This window comes from Paenibacillus sp. FSL K6-1096, from assembly GCF_037977055.1.
Taxonomy (GTDB): Bacteria; Bacillota; Bacilli; order Paenibacillales; family Paenibacillaceae; genus Paenibacillus_AQ.
The window spans coordinates 3,776,763-3,794,994 of sequence record NZ_CP150274.1 but is presented as its reverse complement, the minus strand read 5'-3'; the positions used below and the strand labels follow the sequence as shown (position 1 = coordinate 3,794,994).

Here is an 18,232-nt window from a genome sequence, read left to right as displayed (position 1 = left end):
TGTCACGGGAGGAATCACAATATGAAGCCACATTCATTAAAGTATACCCTCATCTTCGCAATGCTGGGCGTTATCCTCCTGCTTGGAGGCGGAATCTGGCTGAAGGCGGGGCACAGCCCTGCCGCATGGACAGCCGCTGCGCCAAAAGAGGCCAAGTCCCCCGCCGTCATCCCCCGGCAGCAGCCGGTCCAGTCCACCTATCCGGAGGAAGCGATGTCTCCCCCTGAGACTGAGGCGCTAAGCCAGCGTGTGGTCGAATACCACATGGATGTGCAGCTCCTGCCGGACACCGGGACACTGACAGCCTCCGAGACGCTCACCTGGACCCATCCGGGCAAAAAACCGGTTCAGGAGCTCTATTTCCACCTGTATCCCAACGCATTCGCTTCAGCGGATACTACCTTCATGAAGGAATCCGGGGGTAAGCTGCGCGGAGATTCCATGCCCGCAGGCGGATACGGCAGCATCACGCTCACCGATCTGCGGACCTCCGAGGGCGTGTCGCTGATGCAGCGCACCCAGTACGTTCAGCCGGATGACGGCAATGTCCATGACAGGACACTGCTCAAGGTCCACCTGCCCCAGCCGGTTAACGGCGGCGAGAGTGTGACCGTACGGCTGAAGTTCGAGGTCAAGCTGCCCAAAATATTCGCCCGGATGGGCACTGCTGACCGCTTCGTTATGGCCGGACAGTGGTTCCCGAAGCTGAGCGTGTACGAGCCGGCCGGCAGAAGAGGTCTGAAGGAGGAAGGCTGGAATCTGCACCAGTATCACGGCACCTCCGAATTCTACAGTGATTTCGGAATTTACAATGTCACCATCTCTGTTCCCCCCGGGTATATCGTGGCCGCAACCGGCTTCCCGGTGAAGGACGCCCGGCTGGCGCAGGGCCGCAAGATCTATCAGTTCTACGCAGACGACGTGCATGATTTCGCCTGGGCTGCCTCGCCCGATTTCGTGGTTGCGGAGAAGGCTTTCTCAGCGCCGGAGGTGCCGGGTGTACGGATCAAGCTCTATCTAGACCCGCTGCACAAGAATCTGCAGGAGCGCTACTTCCAGGCAGCCGAGGCGGCGCTGACCGCCTTCAGCAAATGGTACGGCCCTTACCCGTATTCCACCTTGTCCATTGTCGTTCCGCCGGAGTCCGGCAACGGCGCAGGGGGAATGGAATATCCGACGCTGATCACCGCCTTCGGCGCTGCGGAGGCCTCGCCGGGAACCTCGCTGGAGCGCACCATCATCCATGAGATCGGCCACCAGTACTTCTACGGGATGCTGGCCAGCAATGAATTTGAAGAAGCTTGGCTGGATGAGAGCTTCACCTCTTACGCCGAGGACCGGCTGATGGAGCAGGAATACGGTGTAGCCGCAAGCCTCCCGCTCCAGTCCAGCCTGGTCTCGTCATCGCAGCCGCTCAATCTGGAGACCTGGAAATACAGCGGCGACGATGCCTACACACGCAATGTGTATATCCGGGGCAAGCTGGTGCTGAAGGATATCGAGCGGATTACGGGAGCCAAGAATATGGATGCCATTCTCTCCGCCTATGCCCGCAAATACCGCTTCAAGCATCCTTCCACCGCCGACTTCCAGAAGATTGTCGAGAAGGTAACCAAGCAGTCCTGGCAGACTTATTTTGACCGCTATGTCTATGCCGGAGGCGCTCCCGATTTCGCAGTGGACGATATAAGGCTCTCTGCCAGTGAGGCCGGCGGCAGCGAAGCACCCGGGTACAAGGCGGTAGTGGACGTAAGCAACAAAGGCACGCTATATTCCGATGTCCCCGTTAAATTCACCTTCTCCGACGGGTACACCGTGCAGCAGTACTGGAATGGCGAGGGCAAGTCCACATCCTTCGAGTTAGCGTACAAGGCACCTCTGGTCTCCGCTGAGATTGATCCGATGCATTCTGTCCTGCTGGAGAGCAGACATCTTAACAATTTCCGCATGGCGGGGCTGGAGGAGCGCACGCTCTCCCGCTGGACGCTCAGTGCGACGACACTGCTGGAAACTCTGCTCGGAACTCTTGGCTGGTGAGGTGAGGGAATGGTGAAAAGTTCAATAGCCCGCGGTTGGCTCAGCATGAAAGAGCAATTCTATATATTGATTCTGCTGTTTATCTACCGGCTGTTCTGGGGATATTTCCTGTACAAATTCATTAAAAGCGCCGTGGTTCCTGTGCTGCTCCGCTACCCTGACCCGGGCGCCGGCGGCAGCGAAATGGGCAGGCTGCTGTATTATATCGAGGGGCATACGGCCCTGCAGAGCGATCCTGCGGTGCTCCGGTGGCTGTGGCTCCTCCTGGGCCTGACGGTCCTGCGGCTGCTGCTCTCCCCTTTCATCCGGGCAGGTCTGCTGCATGAGCTTCATCAGGAGCGCGCCGGGGCGCGGGGGCTGTTCTTTTTTCCGGGTATGAAAAAGTACGGGCTGCCTGTGCTGCTGTTCAGCCTTGCCGAGTGGGTGCTGACCCTGCTTCCGCTCTATTGGCTGCTTCCGCGTATGTACCGGCTGCTGCTTGGCGGCATCATGAATTATCCGCTTCTGCTGAAGCTTGTGCCCTATGTGCTGGGCTGGCTCCTCTACCTCTTCATCATCCGCAAGCTCCTGCTCTATATGCAGTTCGGATATACCGCCGGTACCGGGATGTTCTCCTCGCTGCTGGTTTGCCTCAAGGTACTGCTGCCCTCCATTGGTATATCTATCGTTATGGGGGCGGGCAGTCTCGCCGTGCTGCTGATCTGCAGTGCGTCCGCGCTGCTGTATCCCGGCCTGCCCGCACTGCTGCTGCGCCAGGCAGCCCCGCTGCCCTCTAACCTGCTTGACATGTGGGGAATCGCTGCACAGTACCATCTATGGTCCAGCAAATCATTTCCACAATAAACTCCGGATAATCCGGCATACTAAAAAGAGTCACCGCCCCTTCCCCAGGGCGCAGGACTCTTTTTTCTTTGGGCATAGACAGCCGGATGGGTAAAAGCATTTGCAAATCGGAAAATCCTCTGTTACAATGATGGCTGTACTAGTAACAAAGTTGTAATCTTTATGACATGAATTTCTGCCAACCATGAAATGTAACGTTGTCGATATGTCACTATTCTGGTGCCTAACACGCCTAATTCCTTTGCACCGGGAAGTGGGGGAACCATATTTTGGGTGAATTGATCTCGCTTTAGAGGGGTCATAGGGGAACCTTCTACCGAATCCTTAAGCTAACCCCGCAGGCCTTGGAAGGAGTACATCTGTTGAGAGTTCAGAACTTCAAGAAGAAATGCACCGCCGCAGCGCTGGGTCTTGTGATGGTATTCACACTTGGGGCGGGCAGCGCCTTCGCCGATTCCAAAATGGATAAAGTCATTTCCAAAACCATTGGAACGTCGTACAAAACCGGAGGCACCACCACCAGCGGATTTGATTGCTCGGGATTCACCAAATATGTGTTCAAGAATGTAGGACTTACCCTGCCGCGCACCTCTAAGGCACAGTACAAAGTAGGGACGGCCGTATCCAAGAGCAATCTCCGTTCCGGCGATCTCGTATTCTTCAATACCCTGGGCAACGGAGTGTCCCATGTTGGTATTTATGTCGGAAACGGTAAGTTTGCACAGTCTTCCAGTTCACGCGGAGTCACTATCACTTCAATGAGCCAGTCCTACTGGGCCAACCGCTACGTTGGCGCCAAACGGGTAATGAGCACCACAGCCTACCAGGCTGTCGCGTACGATTGAGCTGAACGTTTGAATCAAACCCCGCAACTGTTAACCTCTAACATCCAAATGTAACTTATAGAAGCCCGGAATTTGATTATTGCCGTAATCATTTCCGGGTTTTTCCTTTACCTTATTCTACCTTTTACACCGGATTTCCGATCTTGAAACAGCATTTTATGGAAAACCAAAAGAAAAAAACATATAAAACTGGCTGTACGCATAGATATTTGTCCTAACGATGGGCTATAACTCTAAAAAACACAAAAAAGATGCATTAATATGTTATTAGTGATTGCCAATCTCTGCAGTCTTTGCTACAATTATCGCAGTGAGCTTTTAGTAACATTTTTGTAATTATTGAGTGACTTTTAATCAAGTTTTTGTCATGAATCGGATAAATAGCTAATCCTAATCAACAGTCGTGCCGAGTTCCCTAATGAATTAGGGAAACGGGGGAACCAGTTTTGGGTGAATTGACCTCCTATTCTAAGAGGGGTCATAGGGGACCTTCAACCGAACCCTTAAGCTAACCTCGTAGGCATCGGAAGGGGTATTTACTTTTGAAGAAGAAGCTAGCAGCCGCAGTACTGAGCTTATCCATTATCTTCACAATCGGGGCAGGAAGCGCTTTCGCGGATTCCAAGATGGATAAGGTGATCGACAAGGCCATCGGAACCAAATACGTATCCGGCGGTACTACCACCAATGGCTTTGATTGCTCCGGATTCACCATGTATGTTTTTGATAAGATCGGCATTAATCTGCCGCACCAATCGGGTTCCCAATACCAGATGGGCTCAGCCGTATCCCGTGATGAGCTAAGAGCAGGCGATCTTGTATTCTTCAATACCAATGGCAGAGGCGTCTCCCATGTCGGCATTTATGTCGGTGACGGCGATTTCGCACATGCTTCTTCTTCCCGCGGGGTTACCATCAGTTCGCTTAGCGACAGCTATTATGTCAACCGTTATATCGGTGCCAAGCGCATTATGAGCACAGACGCTTACAAGACGGTAGCGACGGATTCCCAGGACAACGACGACGTACAATAGACTTCATATTGCTAATGCATAGGCTCTTTTCCAGGATGATAACACATCTTTGGGGAAGAGCTTTTTCTTTCTTACTCCCTACTTACCCGTCTCAGAATTGGCCAAACACCCTTTCCGGCATTTCAGAAAATATTTTTTCGCATTTGTCAAGTTTCCGCCTCCCGGCAAGGAATTTGCGCGGAATCAGGCGTATGATGTATATATAGTTAACAAGAGCATTTAACGAGAGGAGACTGGCCTATGATTCGTTCTCCGCTAACCTTTTATGTAGTACCGATGGAATCGCTTCATGCCGAAGAGATCTGCAAGTGGGAATATAGCCCGCCTTACAATATATACGGCTGGATGTCCTGGGAGCAGATGCAGGCACTAGGCGTGGAATTCGGGGACCCGCAGCTGCGCAGCGAGCAATATGTTTCTGTGGTGGACGGACAAGGCATTCTGTGCGGGTTCGCCCAGCTGTTCCCCATGGAGGGTGTAGTCAGGCTCGGCGTGGGGATGCGGCCGGACCTGTGCGGCAATGGCCTGGGGCAGCAGTTCATGAAGGCTATCGTGCAGGCTGCACTGGCCCGTTACCCGGAGCGGGAGATCGATCTGGAGGTGTTGACCTGGAATCAGCGCGCTATCCGCGCTTACCAGAAGAGCGGGTTCACCATAACCGATACGTATGAACGCAGAACGCCTACCGGCAATAAGCCGTTTTATTGCATGGTCTATGACAAATAACACCCGAGGCATGGTTATGTGCAAAAAAGCAGGGGTTTTCCGTTCGTTTTTTTGACACAAATACTATGATAACGCTTCACCATCCGCTATAATGGAAGAAGCAGCTTACAGGGAGGGACGGATGCAGATGCAGAAATGGATCATGAGCGGTTTGTTTTTTGCCGCCTGCGCCTTTGCAGTGATCTTAATGTTTACCTTACCCGGCAAGTCCGAGGTGGCCGAAGAGAATAAACCAACGATGCCTGAGGTGGTGCTGGATGCTGCCAGTGCAGAGGCTACCGTGCAGGCCAGCTGTATCTCCTGCCACGGTGACCAGCTTCAGGGCGGTGTAGGCCCCAGCCTGCAGCAGGAAGGCGGCAAGCACGATGCAGCACAGATCTTCACGATTGTCACCAAGGGACGCGGGCAAATGCCTCCTTTCAAAGACAAGCTGGCCCCTGAAGAAATTGCCAACATTGCGTTATGGCTGGCCGAGAAGAAATAATACGTCTACTATTCAATGTGAAATGCCCGCTGCCAGAGAATTCTCTCCTGGAGCGGGCATTTTTATGATTCAGGCTCACCTGTCATTTCCATATCTATAGATACTGTCTCCCTAACGGTTCTTCTCAAAGGCCTCATTAAATTGATGGGCCTGGCGGATATCCAGCTTCTCCGCATCTGCAGCCAGGCGCAGAATAACGGTCTTGTAATCAATGGTGATGTGCGGATGATGATCGAATGCTTCCGAGATGGCAGCCACCTCATCCACAAAAGCGATTCCCTTCATGTATTCACTGAACATGTACTTGCGCACCAGGCTCTCCTTCTCCAGCCTCCAGCCCTCCAGCTTGCCGACCTCTTCCTGCAGCTCTTCCTCTGTAAATTGCAATGTGCTTCCTCCCTTGCTAAGTTAACTGTACAGTACTGCACTCTCTCCTTAAATAAAACATCCCTCAGCTTCTGAAAGTCCAAGGGATGTGCCAGGCCAAAGATTTTTTTGATTAAATGTATTCCTGATTCCCGGCAAATATTACTTCCTCCCAATTTTAACATGGGCTGATCCCGGGGACAAACCGCGGGGCTAATTGCCGGATGGCTTACACCAGCAGAACGGAAGCCAGATCCTCATCACCAAGCAGAATATTAATACGGTGGGTGTCTTTGTCGTACATCACAACCCCGCTGCCCACCTGGATGACCGGCTCATTGCCCAGCGCATAGAACAGATCCTCCGCAAGCGCCTCCCACACCTCCAGCTTCGATTCCTCCGGCAGGTGCTCCCATTCCTCAGGGTCCATCTCAAAAAAAATGTATCCGTCCGAAATCCGTCCGACGGCTCCTGTCAGATCAACCAGAATCTCACTGTAATCTCTGCCATGCTTAACTCCCACATCAATCACTCCGTTTTCTCCGCTAATGAATAATACCTTACCTTATCCATTATAGCCGAAAAAATCACTTCACAAAAAACGGAATGCTGTCGATAAATAAGAATATACGTGATTTGGTTACGAGCAGTGTGTTCTCCCGCGCTTCAAGGACGAAATACGCGGGCAGTCGATCACTTCTTATTACTCATGGATGAGGTGCATAAATGGAAATTTCAACAATTCTGGGCCTGGTGTTTGGTCTGATCGCTGTAGTGTGGGGGATGGTCCTTAAGCATGCTCCGCTGGCCAGCTTGAACAACCCCGCGGCCTACGTCATTATCTTTCTGGGGACGACCGCTTCCGTCTTCATGGCCTTTCCTATGTCAGAGGTTAAGAACTTCCCTAAGCTCATGAAGATTCTGTTCGTCAAAAGAAAGATGATCGGCAAGCCGGAGCTGATCACCATGTTCATGGACTGGGCTTCGATCACCCGCCGCGAGGGCCTGCTGGCTTTGGAATCCAGCGTGGATGAAATCGAGGATGCCTTCTTACGGAACGGCATGCGGATGATCATTGACGGCAACGATCAGGAATTCGTCCGCGATGTCTTAATGGAGGATATCCACGCAACCGAGGATAGACACAAAGCCGGCGCACTGATCTTCTCCCAAGCGGGGATGTACGCTCCAACACTAGGGGTGCTGGGGGCGGTTATCGGGCTGATTGCCGCCTTGGGCGATATGAGTAATATGGACGTCCTGGCTCACGCCATTGCCGGTGCCTTCATTGCTACCCTGCTGGGGATATTCACCGGTTATGTCATGTGGCACCCCATGTCCAACAAGCTGAAGCGGATCTCCAAGAAGGAGATTGAAGTCCGTCTGATGATGGTAGAGGGTCTGCTCTCAATACAGTCCGGGGTATCGACCATTGCCATTAACCAGAAGCTGTCAGTCTTCCTGACTCCGTCCGAACGCGCCAAGCTGAGCGAGAAGGAGGGCGGTTCGAGTGAGCAAAAAGACTAGGCATGAGGATCACGAAGAACATGCCGACGAATCCTGGCTGCTGCCTTATTCTGACCTGATGACCCTGCTGGTCGCGCTGTTCCTGGTTATGTATGCCATGAGTGCTACGGACGCTGTGAAATTTCAGCAGATGGCCGAAGCCTTCAACTCAGCGCTCAGCGGCGGCGGCGGCGTTCTGGAATACCGGTCCGATTCGCCTACGGATACCCAGCTGGACCAGGGCAAGAAAGACAAAATGAACAGTGTGATTGACAAGAATACCGGAACGGCCGAGCTGTCCAAGCTTCGCGCCAAGGAGCAGGAAGACCTGGAGAAGCTGAAGAAGCAGTTCGATCAATATATTAAGAATAACGGAATGACCGACTTGCTCAGCACGAAGCTGAACCAGTCCCAGCTGATGATTACGATCAGCGACAACGCTCTGTTCGCCTCGGGGCAGGCGGTGGTGAAGGATGATGCCCGCCAGCTCGCCAAGTCCATCTCTACGATGCTGCAGCAATTCCCGGATTACGAGGTATTGGTGCAGGGACATACCGATAATGTTCCGATCTCTAACAGCACATACTCCTCGAACTGGGACCTAAGCGTGGACCGGGCCCTTCATTTCATGAAGATTCTGCTGCTGAATCCGAACCTGGACCCGACGAAGTTCAGCCCGACCGGCTCTGGCGAATATCATCCCATCGCTTCCAATGCTACGGAGGCCGGGCGGGCCAAGAACCGCCGGGTGGAAGTGTCAATTCTCCGCAAGTATAAAGATCCGGCGGCAGAGACTACTGATGTAACCAATGCAGCCCCTCCCGCCCAATGAAAGAAAGAGCTGTTCCGGCAGGCCCTGGCCTGTCAGAACAGCTCTTTCTGTGTTATTGCAGCTGATAATTCAGCATACCGCCCAGCTCCTGCTTCTCCTGCAGGGTCAGCTCGCGCCATTCTCCGGTCTTCAGGGCACCCAGGCGGATATTCATAACCCGGATGCGCTGCAGCCGCCGCACCTCATATCCGAAGGCGCTGCACATCCGGCGGATTTGCCGGTTCTTGCCCTCGGTCAGCACAATGCGGAATACCCGCTCGCTGACACGTGTGACTTCGCAGGGCAGCGTCTTGCTGCCCAGAATCTTCACTCCCGAGGCCATACCGGTGAGGAAAGACGGCGTAACCGGCCGGTCCACAGTCACCACGTATTCCTTCTCATGCTTGCCCTCTGCACGTAATATTTTGTTCACGATATCCCCGTCATTGGTCAGAAGAATCAGACCCTCCGAATCCTTATCCAGCCGGCCGATGGGGAAGATGCGCTCCTCGTGGCCGATGAAATCGACAATATTGCCCTGCACATGCGCTTCCGTTGTGGAGGTGATCCCTACCGGCTTATGGAGCGCAATATAGACGACCCTGTGGCCCTTCTCCAGCGGCTTGCCGTCAATCAGCACTATATCCCCGGCTTCAGCCTGGCTGCCCAGGGAAGCGGGCTCACCGTTGATGGTCACTCTTCCCCCTTCCACCAGCTTGTCCGCTTCACGGCGTGAACAGTAGCCTGTCTCACTGATGAATTTATTGATTCTCATGGTTGTCTTCACTCCGTTCTGTATTCATGCCGTCTGCAGGACCAGACGCTCCCGCTTCCGGCAGCTTGATAATGACCTGCGCGCCCCGGCCATACTCGCTGCTGATCTCCAGACTGCCCTTGTGGGCCTGGATAATCCGCTGGCTGACCATCAGGCCCAGCCCGGTGCCTGATTCTTTATTCGTGAAGAACGGCTCCCCCAGCTTGGGCAGCATCTCTTCGGGAACGCCTCCGCCCTCATCCGTAATGATAACGACGATTGAATCATCCTGCCGGTGCTGCTCCAGGGTAATCGTTCCCCCGTCCGGCATCGCTTCGATTGCGTTCTTGATGACATTGATAAAGACCTGCTTCAGCTGATTCTCTTCACAATGCACCATGGCTGGTTCTGGCGAGAAGTTCGTAGCAAACTCTATGCCGAACAGATGCGCCTGGCTGTCGAGCAGCGAGACCACATCGCCGACAATATGCCGCAGATCCCTCTGCTGGAAATGAACGGCCTGCGGCTTGGCCAGAATCAGAAACTCGCTGACAATCATATTAATCCGGTCCAGCTCCGAGAGCATCAGGTCAATATGCAGGGGGACCAGCACCTTCTTCTCCTGCTGAAGCTGCAGGAAGCCCCTTAAGGTAGTCAACGGATTACGGATCTCATGGGCTACCCCAGCCGCAAGCTGGCCGACCGTAGTAAGCTTCTCGGAACGCCGGAGCAGCTCCTCAATCCGGTTGCGCTCGGTCATATCACGCGAGACATGCACCACCGACTGGGGCTGCCCCTCTTCATCCCGGATCACCGAGCTGCTGACACTGACCTCCACCAGCGAGCCGTCCCGCTTGAGCCGGACAGTCTCCACCGGCGGCAGTGTCGCCCCGTCCTTCAGCAGCTGCAGGCGGATATTCTCCTGCTCCTGTACCGTAGCCGGTACAAGATACGGCGGCTTGACCAGCGCATCCTCCGCTCCCCAGCCGTAGAGCTCCTCAAAAGCCCTGTTCGTGCTGATGATCCGCCCTTCCATGTCCACGGTGTGAATCGCATCCGAGGTTCCGTTAATCACCGATTCCAGGTGCTCCTTCACTGCCCGGTTCTCCTCCAGTGTCTGGCCAAGCCGGTTCGTGTGCTGCAGCAAATGCGAGGTCATCGCATTAATCCGCTGGGCCAGCTGCCCAAGCTCATCGCGGCTGGCCACATTCAGTGGCGGCTCGAACTTCCCTTTGGCCACATCGTTCACCTTAGCCAGTATATCCTTAATCGGGCGTGTCACAACACCGGCCATAATATAACTGGCCAGCAAGAAAACAACCAGCAGTAATACCGATGTGGTAATATTATTGAACAATTGCTCCTTAATGACAGAGGAGATTGTAGAATAGTCCATGACCACACTGATGACGTAATCCCCTGCACCGGGCTGTGAGATGGGGATGAAGCTCTTCAGTACTCTTTTGCCGAGGGCTTCTGTATCCAGGGTTACCGGTTCACTCTTGTTCAGCGCATCCCGGATGGCCGCCTTATCCTCTGCTATATTGCCGTAAGTGTAGCTTCCATATTGAATCGGACGGTTGCGCAGCTTCGTATTCTTGGGATCGGTGCCGTCAGGCATCATGCTGGACGAACCGAAGGTCTGCGGATTAATGCCCGTAATCTCCAGAATCCCCGGGTTGACGGCCTTGGATTCCTGGATAATCTCTTCCGGATTCATGATTTTGACATAGTCGCTTACCGCTGTGCTGCGGACATACGGATCTATGATATAGTTGCGCTTGCCGTCGTAATAGTAACCCCATTTGTCGATAAAATCGGGATTGGATGTCGAAAACTCAAACGGGCCGGACCAGAAATTCTCCAGCGACTGCCCCTTGTCCACAGAGACGCGCTGGCCTGCAAACAGCTCAAGAAAGGCTACATACCAGTACCCCATTCCCTTGGTTGACAGCCCGATCTCCGCAGGGTCCGATGACTTGGCAACGACAATATCATCATCCGTCTTGACCAGCAGCGAAATATTAGACACTGCAAGCTTATTCGCCAGATCCTTTAGCTGTCTATTATCAATATTGTTAATGTCCGGGTCCAGCTCATACGACGCCAGAATGGCGATCAGCCGGAGGTTCTGGGCAATTTTGTGCTGAACATAGTTGGAGCTGTAACTGCTCTGTTCCACCGAGACGGCCACCTGCTTCGCCGTGATCTTCATATTGCTTACACTTTCATTACGCAGGTTATTCCGGGCAGCATACAGATTAAGTGTAAGATTGAGCATCAGGATCAGGAGTACAGAGCCAAATAGAATCACTGATAACTTCGTTTTGATGGACAAGCGTAATCTTCACCTCTTATCCGCTGGTAAATCCTAGCGGGGCATTCATCATAATCATACCTGTTGCCCCCTCATTTGAAAAGACATTTCCAAACTGCCTAAACAACGGAAAATATTGAATTCTTCGCACAGTTTCTCTACAATAAATAAGGACCATCCACAGGTTATGCACATATCTACAATTAAACATGCTCTGATGTGCACAATTTTGTGTATAAGTAGCGGTTTATCCACAGAGTTATGCACAATTTGTTAAGCGCGAATATTTGTTCGTTGGACAAGGGGTACTCTAAGAAGGGAGGATGAAATTGAATATACGTCTGGAAGAGCTGTCAGCCGAAGAGCGGGCCTTGCACGAACACTGGATGGCAGAAGCGATCGGAGAAGCGCGTAAGGCCGAAGCCCTGGGCGAGGTGCCGATCGGGGCAGTTGTCGTTCATAACAATGCCATCATCGGCCGGGGCTATAATCTGCGTGAGACCACGCTCGATTCCACCGCCCATGCAGAGATGGTCGCGATCCGTGAAGCAAGCACTGCCCTCGGGTCATGGCGTCTGCTCGATTGCAGGCTCTACGTTACGCTGGAGCCCTGCCCGATGTGCGCAGGCGCGATGGTTCAGGCCCGCGTGCCGCTTACCGTATACGGGACACCTGACCCCAAGGCGGGCTGTGCAGGCACCCTGATGAACCTGCTGGAGGAATCCCGCTTCAATCACCGGACCGAGGTGATCCAGGGTGTCCTGCAGGAAGAATGCGCGGAGCTGCTGACCTCCTTCTTCCGCCGGCTGCGGCAGCAGAGGCCTGCCCGGCTCTAACCCGCATCTACACATGTATAATTTCATAAGGAGGATGTTTCATGTCATTCAAGCTGTATAACACCCCTCAGGGGATTTATCTCTCGCTGCTGGAGCTTAAGGATGCCGAGGCGCTGCTTCAACTGCGTCTGAACAACCGCACCGCCCATCAGGAATTTGAACCGCTGCGGGATGAGGATTACTACACGCTGGAGAGCCAGCATCATCTGATTAATCAGCGCAGACTGGAGACTCAGGTGGACCGGGCGTATATGTTCGGCATCTTTCTTCTGAGCGGTGAGCTGATCGGACAGATTACAATCTCCAATGTAGTCCGTGGAGTGGGGCAATATGCCGACATTGGCTATTGGATTGACCACACCCGGCAGGGCAAAGGGTACGCCAGCACAGCCGTCCATCTCGTCCTGGAGTACGCCTTCCGCTCTCTGGGGCTCCACCGGGTACAGGCTGCCATCCTGCCCCATAACAACGCCTCACGCAGAGTACTGGAGAAGAACGGCTTTCAGGCAGAGGGACTGGCCCGCCGTTACATTAAGATTAACGGAGAATGGCAGGACCACCGCACTTATGCCATCCTGGCGGAGGACTTTCTGACCAGGGCAGAGACGGCCTCTGAATGAAGCAGCACCGCCCAAAAATCCCGCAGGAGCCATAAGCGCTTCTGCGGGATCTTCAGGTGGGGATTATTTTGTATTAATAAGTAGTGCTCATACCCGAACCGCCGAACTGCTGCTGCAGCTCTTCGAGGGTAATCACATCATCGCCTTGCGGAATACCAATCTTGAAGGTCTGTTTCTCGTTGATCTTGCTGTACTGGTTGCTGGCATTCATCGATACAGTCACATTCTCACCCTTATCAGGGTCGTTTACCTTAATATCCATCAACATATCCTGATATACCGGATAATCGTCTTTATTGAGGGCCGTATTCAGGTGGAACTGGTTGATCGTCAGATATTTGTTCAGGTCAGCCAGATTCTTGTCGAATTCAGCACGAGCTTCACTGGATTGAAGCTCTTCTTTGGCTTCAGCCAGTCTGGCAGGTTCAATCTGCAGCAGATCCTTGTATTCGTCCTTGCCCAGAATATCGATAATCTTCGGCATCGCATTGTTCACCAGAATGGTGAGCGCCTCTTTGACATTATCGTTAGTCACCTTGAACTGAACGACCTGCTTGGCTTCTACGCCTTCAGGCAGGCCGGCATCCTTGGGCTTAATATTGCTGAAGTACTTTGTCTCATCATATTCGCCAAGCAAGGTATTCATCACTTCATTCGACAGCTTCTGCATCTTCTGTGCATCCATCTGTGAAGGATTGAATTCTGCTCCCTGCTGCTCCGCCAGCTCTTTAAGATCCAGCTCAACGAATTTATTTACAATCGTCTCCGGAATCGGCAGGAACGGAATTGAAGGCACCTTAACGTACAACTTGTCGCCAGTCATGACCATTGGAACTGTGAAGGACATGGCCATATCCCCTTTGAGATTCAGAACTGTAGTAAGCTCTGTCTGCATAGGCTCTGCCTGGTAGACACCATCAATGGTAAGCTCAGCGTTCTTCAGCATACTCATGATCTGCCCGGTTGATGCGTCTGCTTCATTCGTGCCTGTATCAATTGTCAGATCATTTATGACAAGCTTCGTCTTCATTTCGTAAGATTTCATGTCCGTCGTAGCCTTGGATGCGGCAGCGGTCAGAGCTTCCTTCGGTTCCTCCTTCTTCGCACATCCCGGCAGGATCAATGCAGCACTAAGCATCAGTGCGGCAGCGGACAACCCCCATTTTTTGTTCATTATTTTTCTCCTCTCCCATGTACAAAATTTCTTTCCCCTCCTTAATGATAAACCATTTGGCAAATATGAGAAACATTTCTCAGTAATTTCATTACATTCTGTGTTCAGCCCTGAGGATTATGATGATCCACATGATTGGCCTGCTTCACCTTTTTGGACCCGGACAGCGGCTCCGGCCCTGAAGAATGATGCTCTTTACGGGGCTCCTGACCGTCCTGCTGTACACCGGGAACCGGCATACTCTTTGGCTTGCTCATCGGATTGACCTCCTACGGATTGGTTATGCCCTGAAGGGCCTGGGCGCACTCATGAATCTGTCTCGTATACTGCTGCGCTAATGCCTGTACTGCCTCCAGATGATCATCGGCAGGCGCGCCGTGCTGCTCCGCATCCAGCAGATCTACCGCCACCTCGCGGCTGTCTACATACGTGCAGCGGAAATCCAGAGAATACCCCTGCCGCCCGGCAGCATTGAAATGGATCAGCAGGCTGTTCTGATTAGCGGCATCTCCCTGCACACTGAAGCTCTCCCCCTCCTCCATCAGTGCAGGCATACGCTCCTGCCAGGCAGATACCAGACTCTGCTGGTCTACTTGTAGTTGTCGGTCCATCTTGATTATCAGCCTCCTTCTCTAATACATTGCGGAGAAAGACGGCTTTTTATTCCCGCTGAGCCCAGGTTCCTTCCATTAGAGCACACCAAACTGCAAAAAAGCCGCCCCCCAGAGGAGAACGGCTTCCATCTTCATTATATTATTGTAGGGAATGGCGGAGAGGATGGGATTCGAACCCATGTGGGCTTGCACCCTAACGGTTTTCAAGACCGCCCCGTTATGACCGCTTCGGTACCTCTCCAATGCAATCAAATTTCACATGCATTAGGAATTATACCACACCGATTAAATCATATGCAAGCACAATTATTGGGCAGTTCTCGGGCTGATCGACTTCACATTCCGCATATACGGCTGCAGGCATTCCGGAATCAGTACGCTTCCGTCCTCCTGCTGGTAATTCTCCAGAATCGCAGCTACGGTGCGGCCCACAGCAAGTGCAGAGCCGTTCAGTGTATGCACGAATTCCGGTTTGGCCTTAGGCTCCTTACGGTAGCGGATATTGGCGCGGCGGGCCTGGAAGTCCTCTGTATTGGAGCAGGAGGAGATCTCACGGTACATTCCGCTCTCCGGCAGCCATACCTCCAGATCATACGTCTTCGCGGAGGTGAAGCCCATATCGGCTGTACACAGCAGCAGGACGCGGTAAGGCAAGCCCAGAAGCTGCAGAACACGTTCCGCATCGGCTGTCATCTTCTCCAGCTCCTCATAGGAGGTCTCCGGACTGGCCAGCTTCACCAGCTCCACCTTATTGAACTGATGCTGGCGGATCAGGCCGCGCGTATCGCGTCCGGCAGATCCGGCTTCTGACCGGAAGCAGGAGCTGTAGGCCACATGATACTTTGGCAGATCGGCAGCCGTCAGAATCTCTTCCCGGTAATAGTTCGTCACAGGCACTTCCGCTGTAGGAATCAGATAATATTCAGTATCCCGCAGCTTGAACAGATCCTCTTCGAACTTCGGCAGCTGTCCTGTTCCGTACAGGCTGTCCTTATTGACGATATACGGCGGCAGCATTTCCTCATAGTTGTGCTCACCGCTGTGCAGATCCATCATGAAGTTAATCAGCGCCCGCTCCAGTCTGGCCCCCAGGCCCTTATAGAACACGAACCGGGAACCCGTAACCTTGGCAGCCGCTTCAAAATCAATAATATCCAGCTCCTGCGCCAGCTCCCAGTGTGATTTCGGCGTGAAGCCGAATTCTTTGGGCTCCGACCAGCGGCGGACTTCGACATTATCTTCCTCAGACTTGCCGACAGGCACCGACTCATGCGGAATGTTCGGAATGCTCATCGTCAGCTCATCAATCTTGGCTTCAAGCTCGCGTACCTCATCGTCCAGCTCTTTGATCCGGTCGGATACGGTACGCATTTCTGCGATCAGATCCTCGGCCGGCTCGCCATTCTTCTTCTTCTTGGCCACGTCTGCCGAGACGGTATTCCGGCGGTTTTTGAGGCCTTCCGTTTCCTGCAACAGCTCGCGGCGGCGCAGGTCAAGCTCCGGGAAGCCGGCAATGAGATCAAGCGATTTCCCTCTTTTATTCAGCGCCTCTTCAACTCTGGCATAATCACTGCGCAATACTTTAACATCTAACACAACGTTTCCCTCCTGAAAACAGCCCAAACTCTTTCATCAGGCCGTCATGGACAGCTATGAAAGAGTCAAAGATGTTCTTATATGCAGTTCTATAGATTGGCCGCAATCCTGCCCTCAACCATATCGGCAAAATATTGATGCAGCCTATAATCATCAGTCAATTCCGGGTGAAAGGAAGAAACCAGCAGGTTGCCCTGGCGCGCTGTTACAATCTCACTGTTATAGACAGCAAGCACATCAACGTCCTTACCCGTTCCGGTAATCAGCGGCGCGCGGATAAATACCGCCCTCACTGGCTCGGTGATGCCTTTCACCTCAAGATCACATTCAAAGCTTTCCCGCTGGCGGCCGAAGGCATTCCGGGCAACAGTAATATCCATCAGCTCCAGATGAGCGGATTCTCCGCCTTCGATCTGCTTCGCCAATACAATCATACCGGCGCAGGTGCCGAAGATCGGCTTCCCCTGCCCGGCAAACTCGCGGATCGCCTCGATAAAGCCGTATTTGCGCATTAACTTGCCGATGGTTGTACTCTCACCGCCGGGAATAATCAGGCCGTCTATCTCGCTAAGCTGCTCTGTACGCTTGATTGCCACTCCTTCAGCCCCGGTCTTCCCGATACTAACTATATGCTCCGTTACAGCGCCCTGCAGCGCCAGTACTCCTATTCTCATCCAGAAGCCTTCTCTCTTAGCGGCCGCGTTCCGACATACGTTCAGCCGGGGTCAGCGAGGCGATATCAATCCCCTTCATCGGGGTCCCCAGGTTCTTCGACACTTCAGCAATCAGCTTATAGTCTGTGAAATGGGTAGTTGCTTCTACAATGGCGCGTGCGAACTTCTCCGGGTTGTCCGATTTGAAGATTCCCGAGCCGACAAACACGCCATCCGCGCCAAGATGCATCATCAGTGCAGCATCCGCAGGCGTAGCGACACCTCCGGCAGCGAAGTTAACTACAGGCAATTTGCCCAGCTGGTGTACTTCCAACAGCAGCTCATATGGTACTCCCAGCGTCTTAGCTTCATTATATAGCTCATCCGGCGAGAGGCTTGCCACTTTACGGATCTGGCTGTTAATGTAGCGCATATGGCGGACAGCCTCTACAATGTTGCCGGTTCCCGGCTCGCCCTTGGTACGGATCATGGAAGCTCCTTCGCTGATCCGGCGCAGCGCTTCACCCAGGTCTTTGGCCCCGCATACGAAAGGTACAGTGAATTCATGCTTGTTGATATGGAACACTTCGTCGGCAGGCGTGAGCACTTCGCTCTCATCGAGATAGTCAACACCCAGAGATTCGAGCACCTTGGCTTCAACATAATGGCCGATACGGGCTTTTGCCATAACAGGAATGCTCACTGCTGCAATAACCTCTTCAACAATTGTGGGATCGGCCATGCGTGCAACTCCGCCCGCTGCACGGATGTCGGAAGGAACCCGCTCCAGCGCCATAACAGCTACTGCACCAGCTGCTTCTGCGATTTTTGCCTGTTCTGCATTCATGACGTCCATAATGACGCCACCCTTTTGCATCTCTGCCATACCTCTCTTAACCCGCGATGTTCCTGTCTCCATGTCTCCGCCTCCCGCTTAATCTATCCCAATCTAACTTGTAATTCTACCGTAAGGCGGTCATATATACAACCCATTTGCTGGGATTTGACCGTACTGC

Annotated in this window: 20 protein-coding genes, 1 tRNA gene and 2 riboswitches; of the genes, 10 read left to right on the top strand and 11 right to left on the bottom strand. The window is 53.0% G+C overall.

What is annotated here, in order from left to right; all coding sequences use genetic code 11:
• Window positions 1-21: 21 nt before the first annotated feature.
• From MHI24_RS16935 to MHI24_RS16910, 6 genes are all read left to right on the top strand, one after another.
• Window positions 22-2,037 carry a M1 family metallopeptidase gene (locus MHI24_RS16935; protein ID WP_340020713.1) on the top strand — a complete coding sequence of 672 codons (2,016 nt, stop codon included), beginning with the start codon at window positions 22-24 and terminating at the stop codon, window positions 2,035-2,037.
• Between the two features lie 9 nt (window positions 2,038-2,046).
• Entirely contained in the window at window positions 2,047-2,880 is an 834-nt protein-coding gene (locus tag MHI24_RS16930) for a hypothetical protein (RefSeq protein ID WP_340020712.1), read from the top strand.
• Window positions 2,881-3,099: 219 nt separating this feature from the next.
• A riboswitch (cyclic di-AMP (ydaO/yuaA leader) is annotated at window positions 3,100-3,239 on the top strand.
• A 57-nt stretch (window positions 3,240-3,296) separates the two neighbouring features.
• Window positions 3,297-3,725 carry a C40 family peptidase gene (locus MHI24_RS16925; RefSeq protein WP_340026713.1) on the top strand — a complete coding sequence of 143 codons (429 nt, stop codon included), beginning with the start codon at window positions 3,297-3,299 and terminating at the stop codon, window positions 3,723-3,725.
• A gap of 394 nt (window positions 3,726-4,119) precedes the next feature.
• Window positions 4,120-4,263, top strand: a riboswitch (cyclic di-AMP (ydaO/yuaA leader).
• A gap of 4 nt (window positions 4,264-4,267) precedes the next feature.
• Window positions 4,268-4,759, top strand: a complete 492-nt coding sequence (locus MHI24_RS16920) for a C40 family peptidase (RefSeq protein ID WP_340020711.1) — start codon at window positions 4,268-4,270, stop codon at window positions 4,757-4,759.
• Window positions 4,760-4,999: 240 nt separating this feature from the next.
• Window positions 5,000-5,485, top strand: coding sequence for a GNAT family protein (locus MHI24_RS16915; RefSeq protein WP_340020709.1), 486 nt, complete (start codon window positions 5,000-5,002; stop codon window positions 5,483-5,485).
• Between the two features lie 127 nt (window positions 5,486-5,612).
• Window positions 5,613-5,969, top strand: a complete 357-nt coding sequence (locus MHI24_RS16910) for a cytochrome c (protein WP_340020708.1) — start codon at window positions 5,613-5,615, stop codon at window positions 5,967-5,969.
• 111 nt (window positions 5,970-6,080) lie between these two features.
• On the opposite strand, the gene MHI24_RS16905 is transcribed toward MHI24_RS16910, so the two are convergent.
• Window positions 6,081-6,356: a 4a-hydroxytetrahydrobiopterin dehydratase gene (locus tag MHI24_RS16905; RefSeq protein ID WP_340020707.1), complete on the bottom strand. Its 276-nt coding sequence runs from the start codon at window positions 6,354-6,356 to the stop codon at window positions 6,081-6,083.
• 208 nt (window positions 6,357-6,564) lie between these two features.
• Window positions 6,565-6,858 (bottom strand): hypothetical protein, encoded by a 294-nt coding sequence (locus MHI24_RS16900; protein ID WP_340026712.1) that lies wholly within the window; start codon window positions 6,856-6,858, stop codon window positions 6,565-6,567.
• A gap of 203 nt (window positions 6,859-7,061) precedes the next feature.
• On the opposite strand from MHI24_RS16900, the gene motA reads away from it, so the two are divergent.
• Window positions 7,062-7,862, top strand: coding sequence for a flagellar motor stator protein MotA (gene motA / locus MHI24_RS16895; RefSeq protein ID WP_340020706.1), 801 nt, complete (start codon window positions 7,062-7,064; stop codon window positions 7,860-7,862).
• Window positions 7,846-8,673: a flagellar motor protein MotB gene (gene motB / locus MHI24_RS16890; RefSeq protein WP_340020705.1), complete on the top strand. Its 828-nt coding sequence runs from the start codon at window positions 7,846-7,848 to the stop codon at window positions 8,671-8,673. The genes motA and motB overlap by 17 nt, the downstream gene beginning before the upstream one ends.
• 52 nt (window positions 8,674-8,725) lie before the next feature.
• Here the strand turns inward: motB and MHI24_RS16885 are convergent, their stop codons facing one another.
• Together MHI24_RS16885 and MHI24_RS16880 are read right to left on the bottom strand one after the other, a co-directional pair.
• Entirely contained in the window at window positions 8,726-9,427 is a 702-nt protein-coding gene (locus MHI24_RS16885; protein WP_340020704.1) for a pseudouridine synthase, read from the bottom strand.
• The gene (locus MHI24_RS16880) at window positions 9,414-11,744 is read right to left on the bottom strand and encodes an ATP-binding protein (protein WP_340020703.1); all 2,331 of its coding nucleotides are present in this window, start codon (window positions 11,742-11,744) and stop codon (window positions 9,414-9,416) included. Before MHI24_RS16880 ends, MHI24_RS16885 begins: the two co-directional genes overlap by 14 nt.
• 365 nt (window positions 11,745-12,109) lie before the next feature.
• On the opposite strand from MHI24_RS16880, the gene tadA reads away from it, so the two are divergent.
• Window positions 12,110-12,559 (top strand): tRNA adenosine(34) deaminase TadA, encoded by a 450-nt coding sequence (tadA, locus tag MHI24_RS16875; RefSeq protein ID WP_340026711.1) that lies wholly within the window; start codon window positions 12,110-12,112, stop codon window positions 12,557-12,559.
• A gap of 41 nt (window positions 12,560-12,600) precedes the next feature.
• The gene (locus tag MHI24_RS16870) at window positions 12,601-13,179 is read left to right on the top strand and encodes a GNAT family protein (RefSeq protein WP_340020702.1); all 579 of its coding nucleotides are present in this window, start codon (window positions 12,601-12,603) and stop codon (window positions 13,177-13,179) included.
• A gap of 73 nt (window positions 13,180-13,252) precedes the next feature.
• Here the strand turns inward: MHI24_RS16870 and MHI24_RS16865 are convergent, their stop codons facing one another.
• The 7 genes from MHI24_RS16865 to pdxS all read right to left on the bottom strand — a co-directional run bounded on the left by MHI24_RS16865 (window position 13,253) and on the right by pdxS (window position 18,135).
• Window positions 13,253-14,353 (bottom strand): DUF6612 family protein, encoded by a 1,101-nt coding sequence (locus MHI24_RS16865; RefSeq protein WP_340020701.1) that lies wholly within the window; start codon window positions 14,351-14,353, stop codon window positions 13,253-13,255.
• A 104-nt stretch (window positions 14,354-14,457) separates the two neighbouring features.
• Window positions 14,458-14,610: a small acid-soluble spore protein P gene (locus MHI24_RS16860; RefSeq protein WP_340020700.1), complete on the bottom strand. Its 153-nt coding sequence runs from the start codon at window positions 14,608-14,610 to the stop codon at window positions 14,458-14,460.
• Between the two features lie 12 nt (window positions 14,611-14,622).
• Complete coding sequence (locus MHI24_RS16855; protein WP_340020699.1) at window positions 14,623-14,964, bottom strand: hypothetical protein; 342 nt, start codon at window positions 14,962-14,964, stop codon at window positions 14,623-14,625.
• Window positions 14,965-15,119: 155 nt separating this feature from the next.
• A tRNA-Ser gene (locus MHI24_RS16850) sits at window positions 15,120-15,208 on the bottom strand.
• A gap of 65 nt (window positions 15,209-15,273) precedes the next feature.
• Complete coding sequence (gene serS / locus MHI24_RS16845; protein ID WP_340020698.1) at window positions 15,274-16,563, bottom strand: serine--tRNA ligase; 1,290 nt, start codon at window positions 16,561-16,563, stop codon at window positions 15,274-15,276.
• A gap of 89 nt (window positions 16,564-16,652) precedes the next feature.
• Window positions 16,653-17,237, bottom strand: coding sequence for a pyridoxal 5'-phosphate synthase glutaminase subunit PdxT (gene pdxT, locus MHI24_RS16840; RefSeq protein WP_340020697.1), 585 nt, complete (start codon window positions 17,235-17,237; stop codon window positions 16,653-16,655).
• Window positions 17,238-17,253: 16 nt separating this feature from the next.
• Window positions 17,254-18,135, bottom strand: coding sequence for a pyridoxal 5'-phosphate synthase lyase subunit PdxS (gene pdxS, locus MHI24_RS16835; protein ID WP_340020696.1), 882 nt, complete (start codon window positions 18,133-18,135; stop codon window positions 17,254-17,256).
• Window positions 18,136-18,232 lie beyond the last annotated feature (97 nt).

Coding starts and splice junctions, on each gene's coding strand:
- MHI24_RS16925 (WP_340026713.1), top strand. CDS start 3,297: ATGGTATTCACACTTGGGGCGGGCAGCGCCTTCGCCGATTCCAAAATG.
- MHI24_RS16885 (WP_340020704.1), bottom strand. CDS start 9,427: ATGAGAATCAATAAATTCATCAGTGAGACAGGCTACTGTTCACGCCGT.
- motA (WP_340020706.1), top strand. CDS start 7,062: ATGGAAATTTCAACAATTCTGGGCCTGGTGTTTGGTCTGATCGCTGTA.
- MHI24_RS16935 (WP_340020713.1), top strand. CDS start 22: ATGAAGCCACATTCATTAAAGTATACCCTCATCTTCGCAATGCTGGGC.
- MHI24_RS16915 (WP_340020709.1), top strand. CDS start 5,000: ATGATTCGTTCTCCGCTAACCTTTTATGTAGTACCGATGGAATCGCTT.
- MHI24_RS16860 (WP_340020700.1), bottom strand. CDS start 14,610: ATGAGCAAGCCAAAGAGTATGCCGGTTCCCGGTGTACAGCAGGACGGT.
- MHI24_RS16855 (WP_340020699.1), bottom strand. CDS start 14,964: ATGGACCGACAACTACAAGTAGACCAGCAGAGTCTGGTATCTGCCTGG.
- MHI24_RS16930 (WP_340020712.1), top strand. CDS start 2,047: ATGGTGAAAAGTTCAATAGCCCGCGGTTGGCTCAGCATGAAAGAGCAA.
- pdxT (WP_340020697.1), bottom strand. CDS start 17,237: ATGAGAATAGGAGTACTGGCGCTGCAGGGCGCTGTAACGGAGCATATA.
- pdxS (WP_340020696.1), bottom strand. CDS start 18,135: ATGGAGACAGGAACATCGCGGGTTAAGAGAGGTATGGCAGAGATGCAA.
- MHI24_RS16865 (WP_340020701.1), bottom strand. CDS start 14,353: ATGAACAAAAAATGGGGGTTGTCCGCTGCCGCACTGATGCTTAGTGCT.
- tadA (WP_340026711.1), top strand. CDS start 12,110: ATGGCAGAAGCGATCGGAGAAGCGCGTAAGGCCGAAGCCCTGGGCGAG.
- MHI24_RS16910 (WP_340020708.1), top strand. CDS start 5,613: ATGCAGAAATGGATCATGAGCGGTTTGTTTTTTGCCGCCTGCGCCTTT.
- MHI24_RS16870 (WP_340020702.1), top strand. CDS start 12,601: ATGTCATTCAAGCTGTATAACACCCCTCAGGGGATTTATCTCTCGCTG.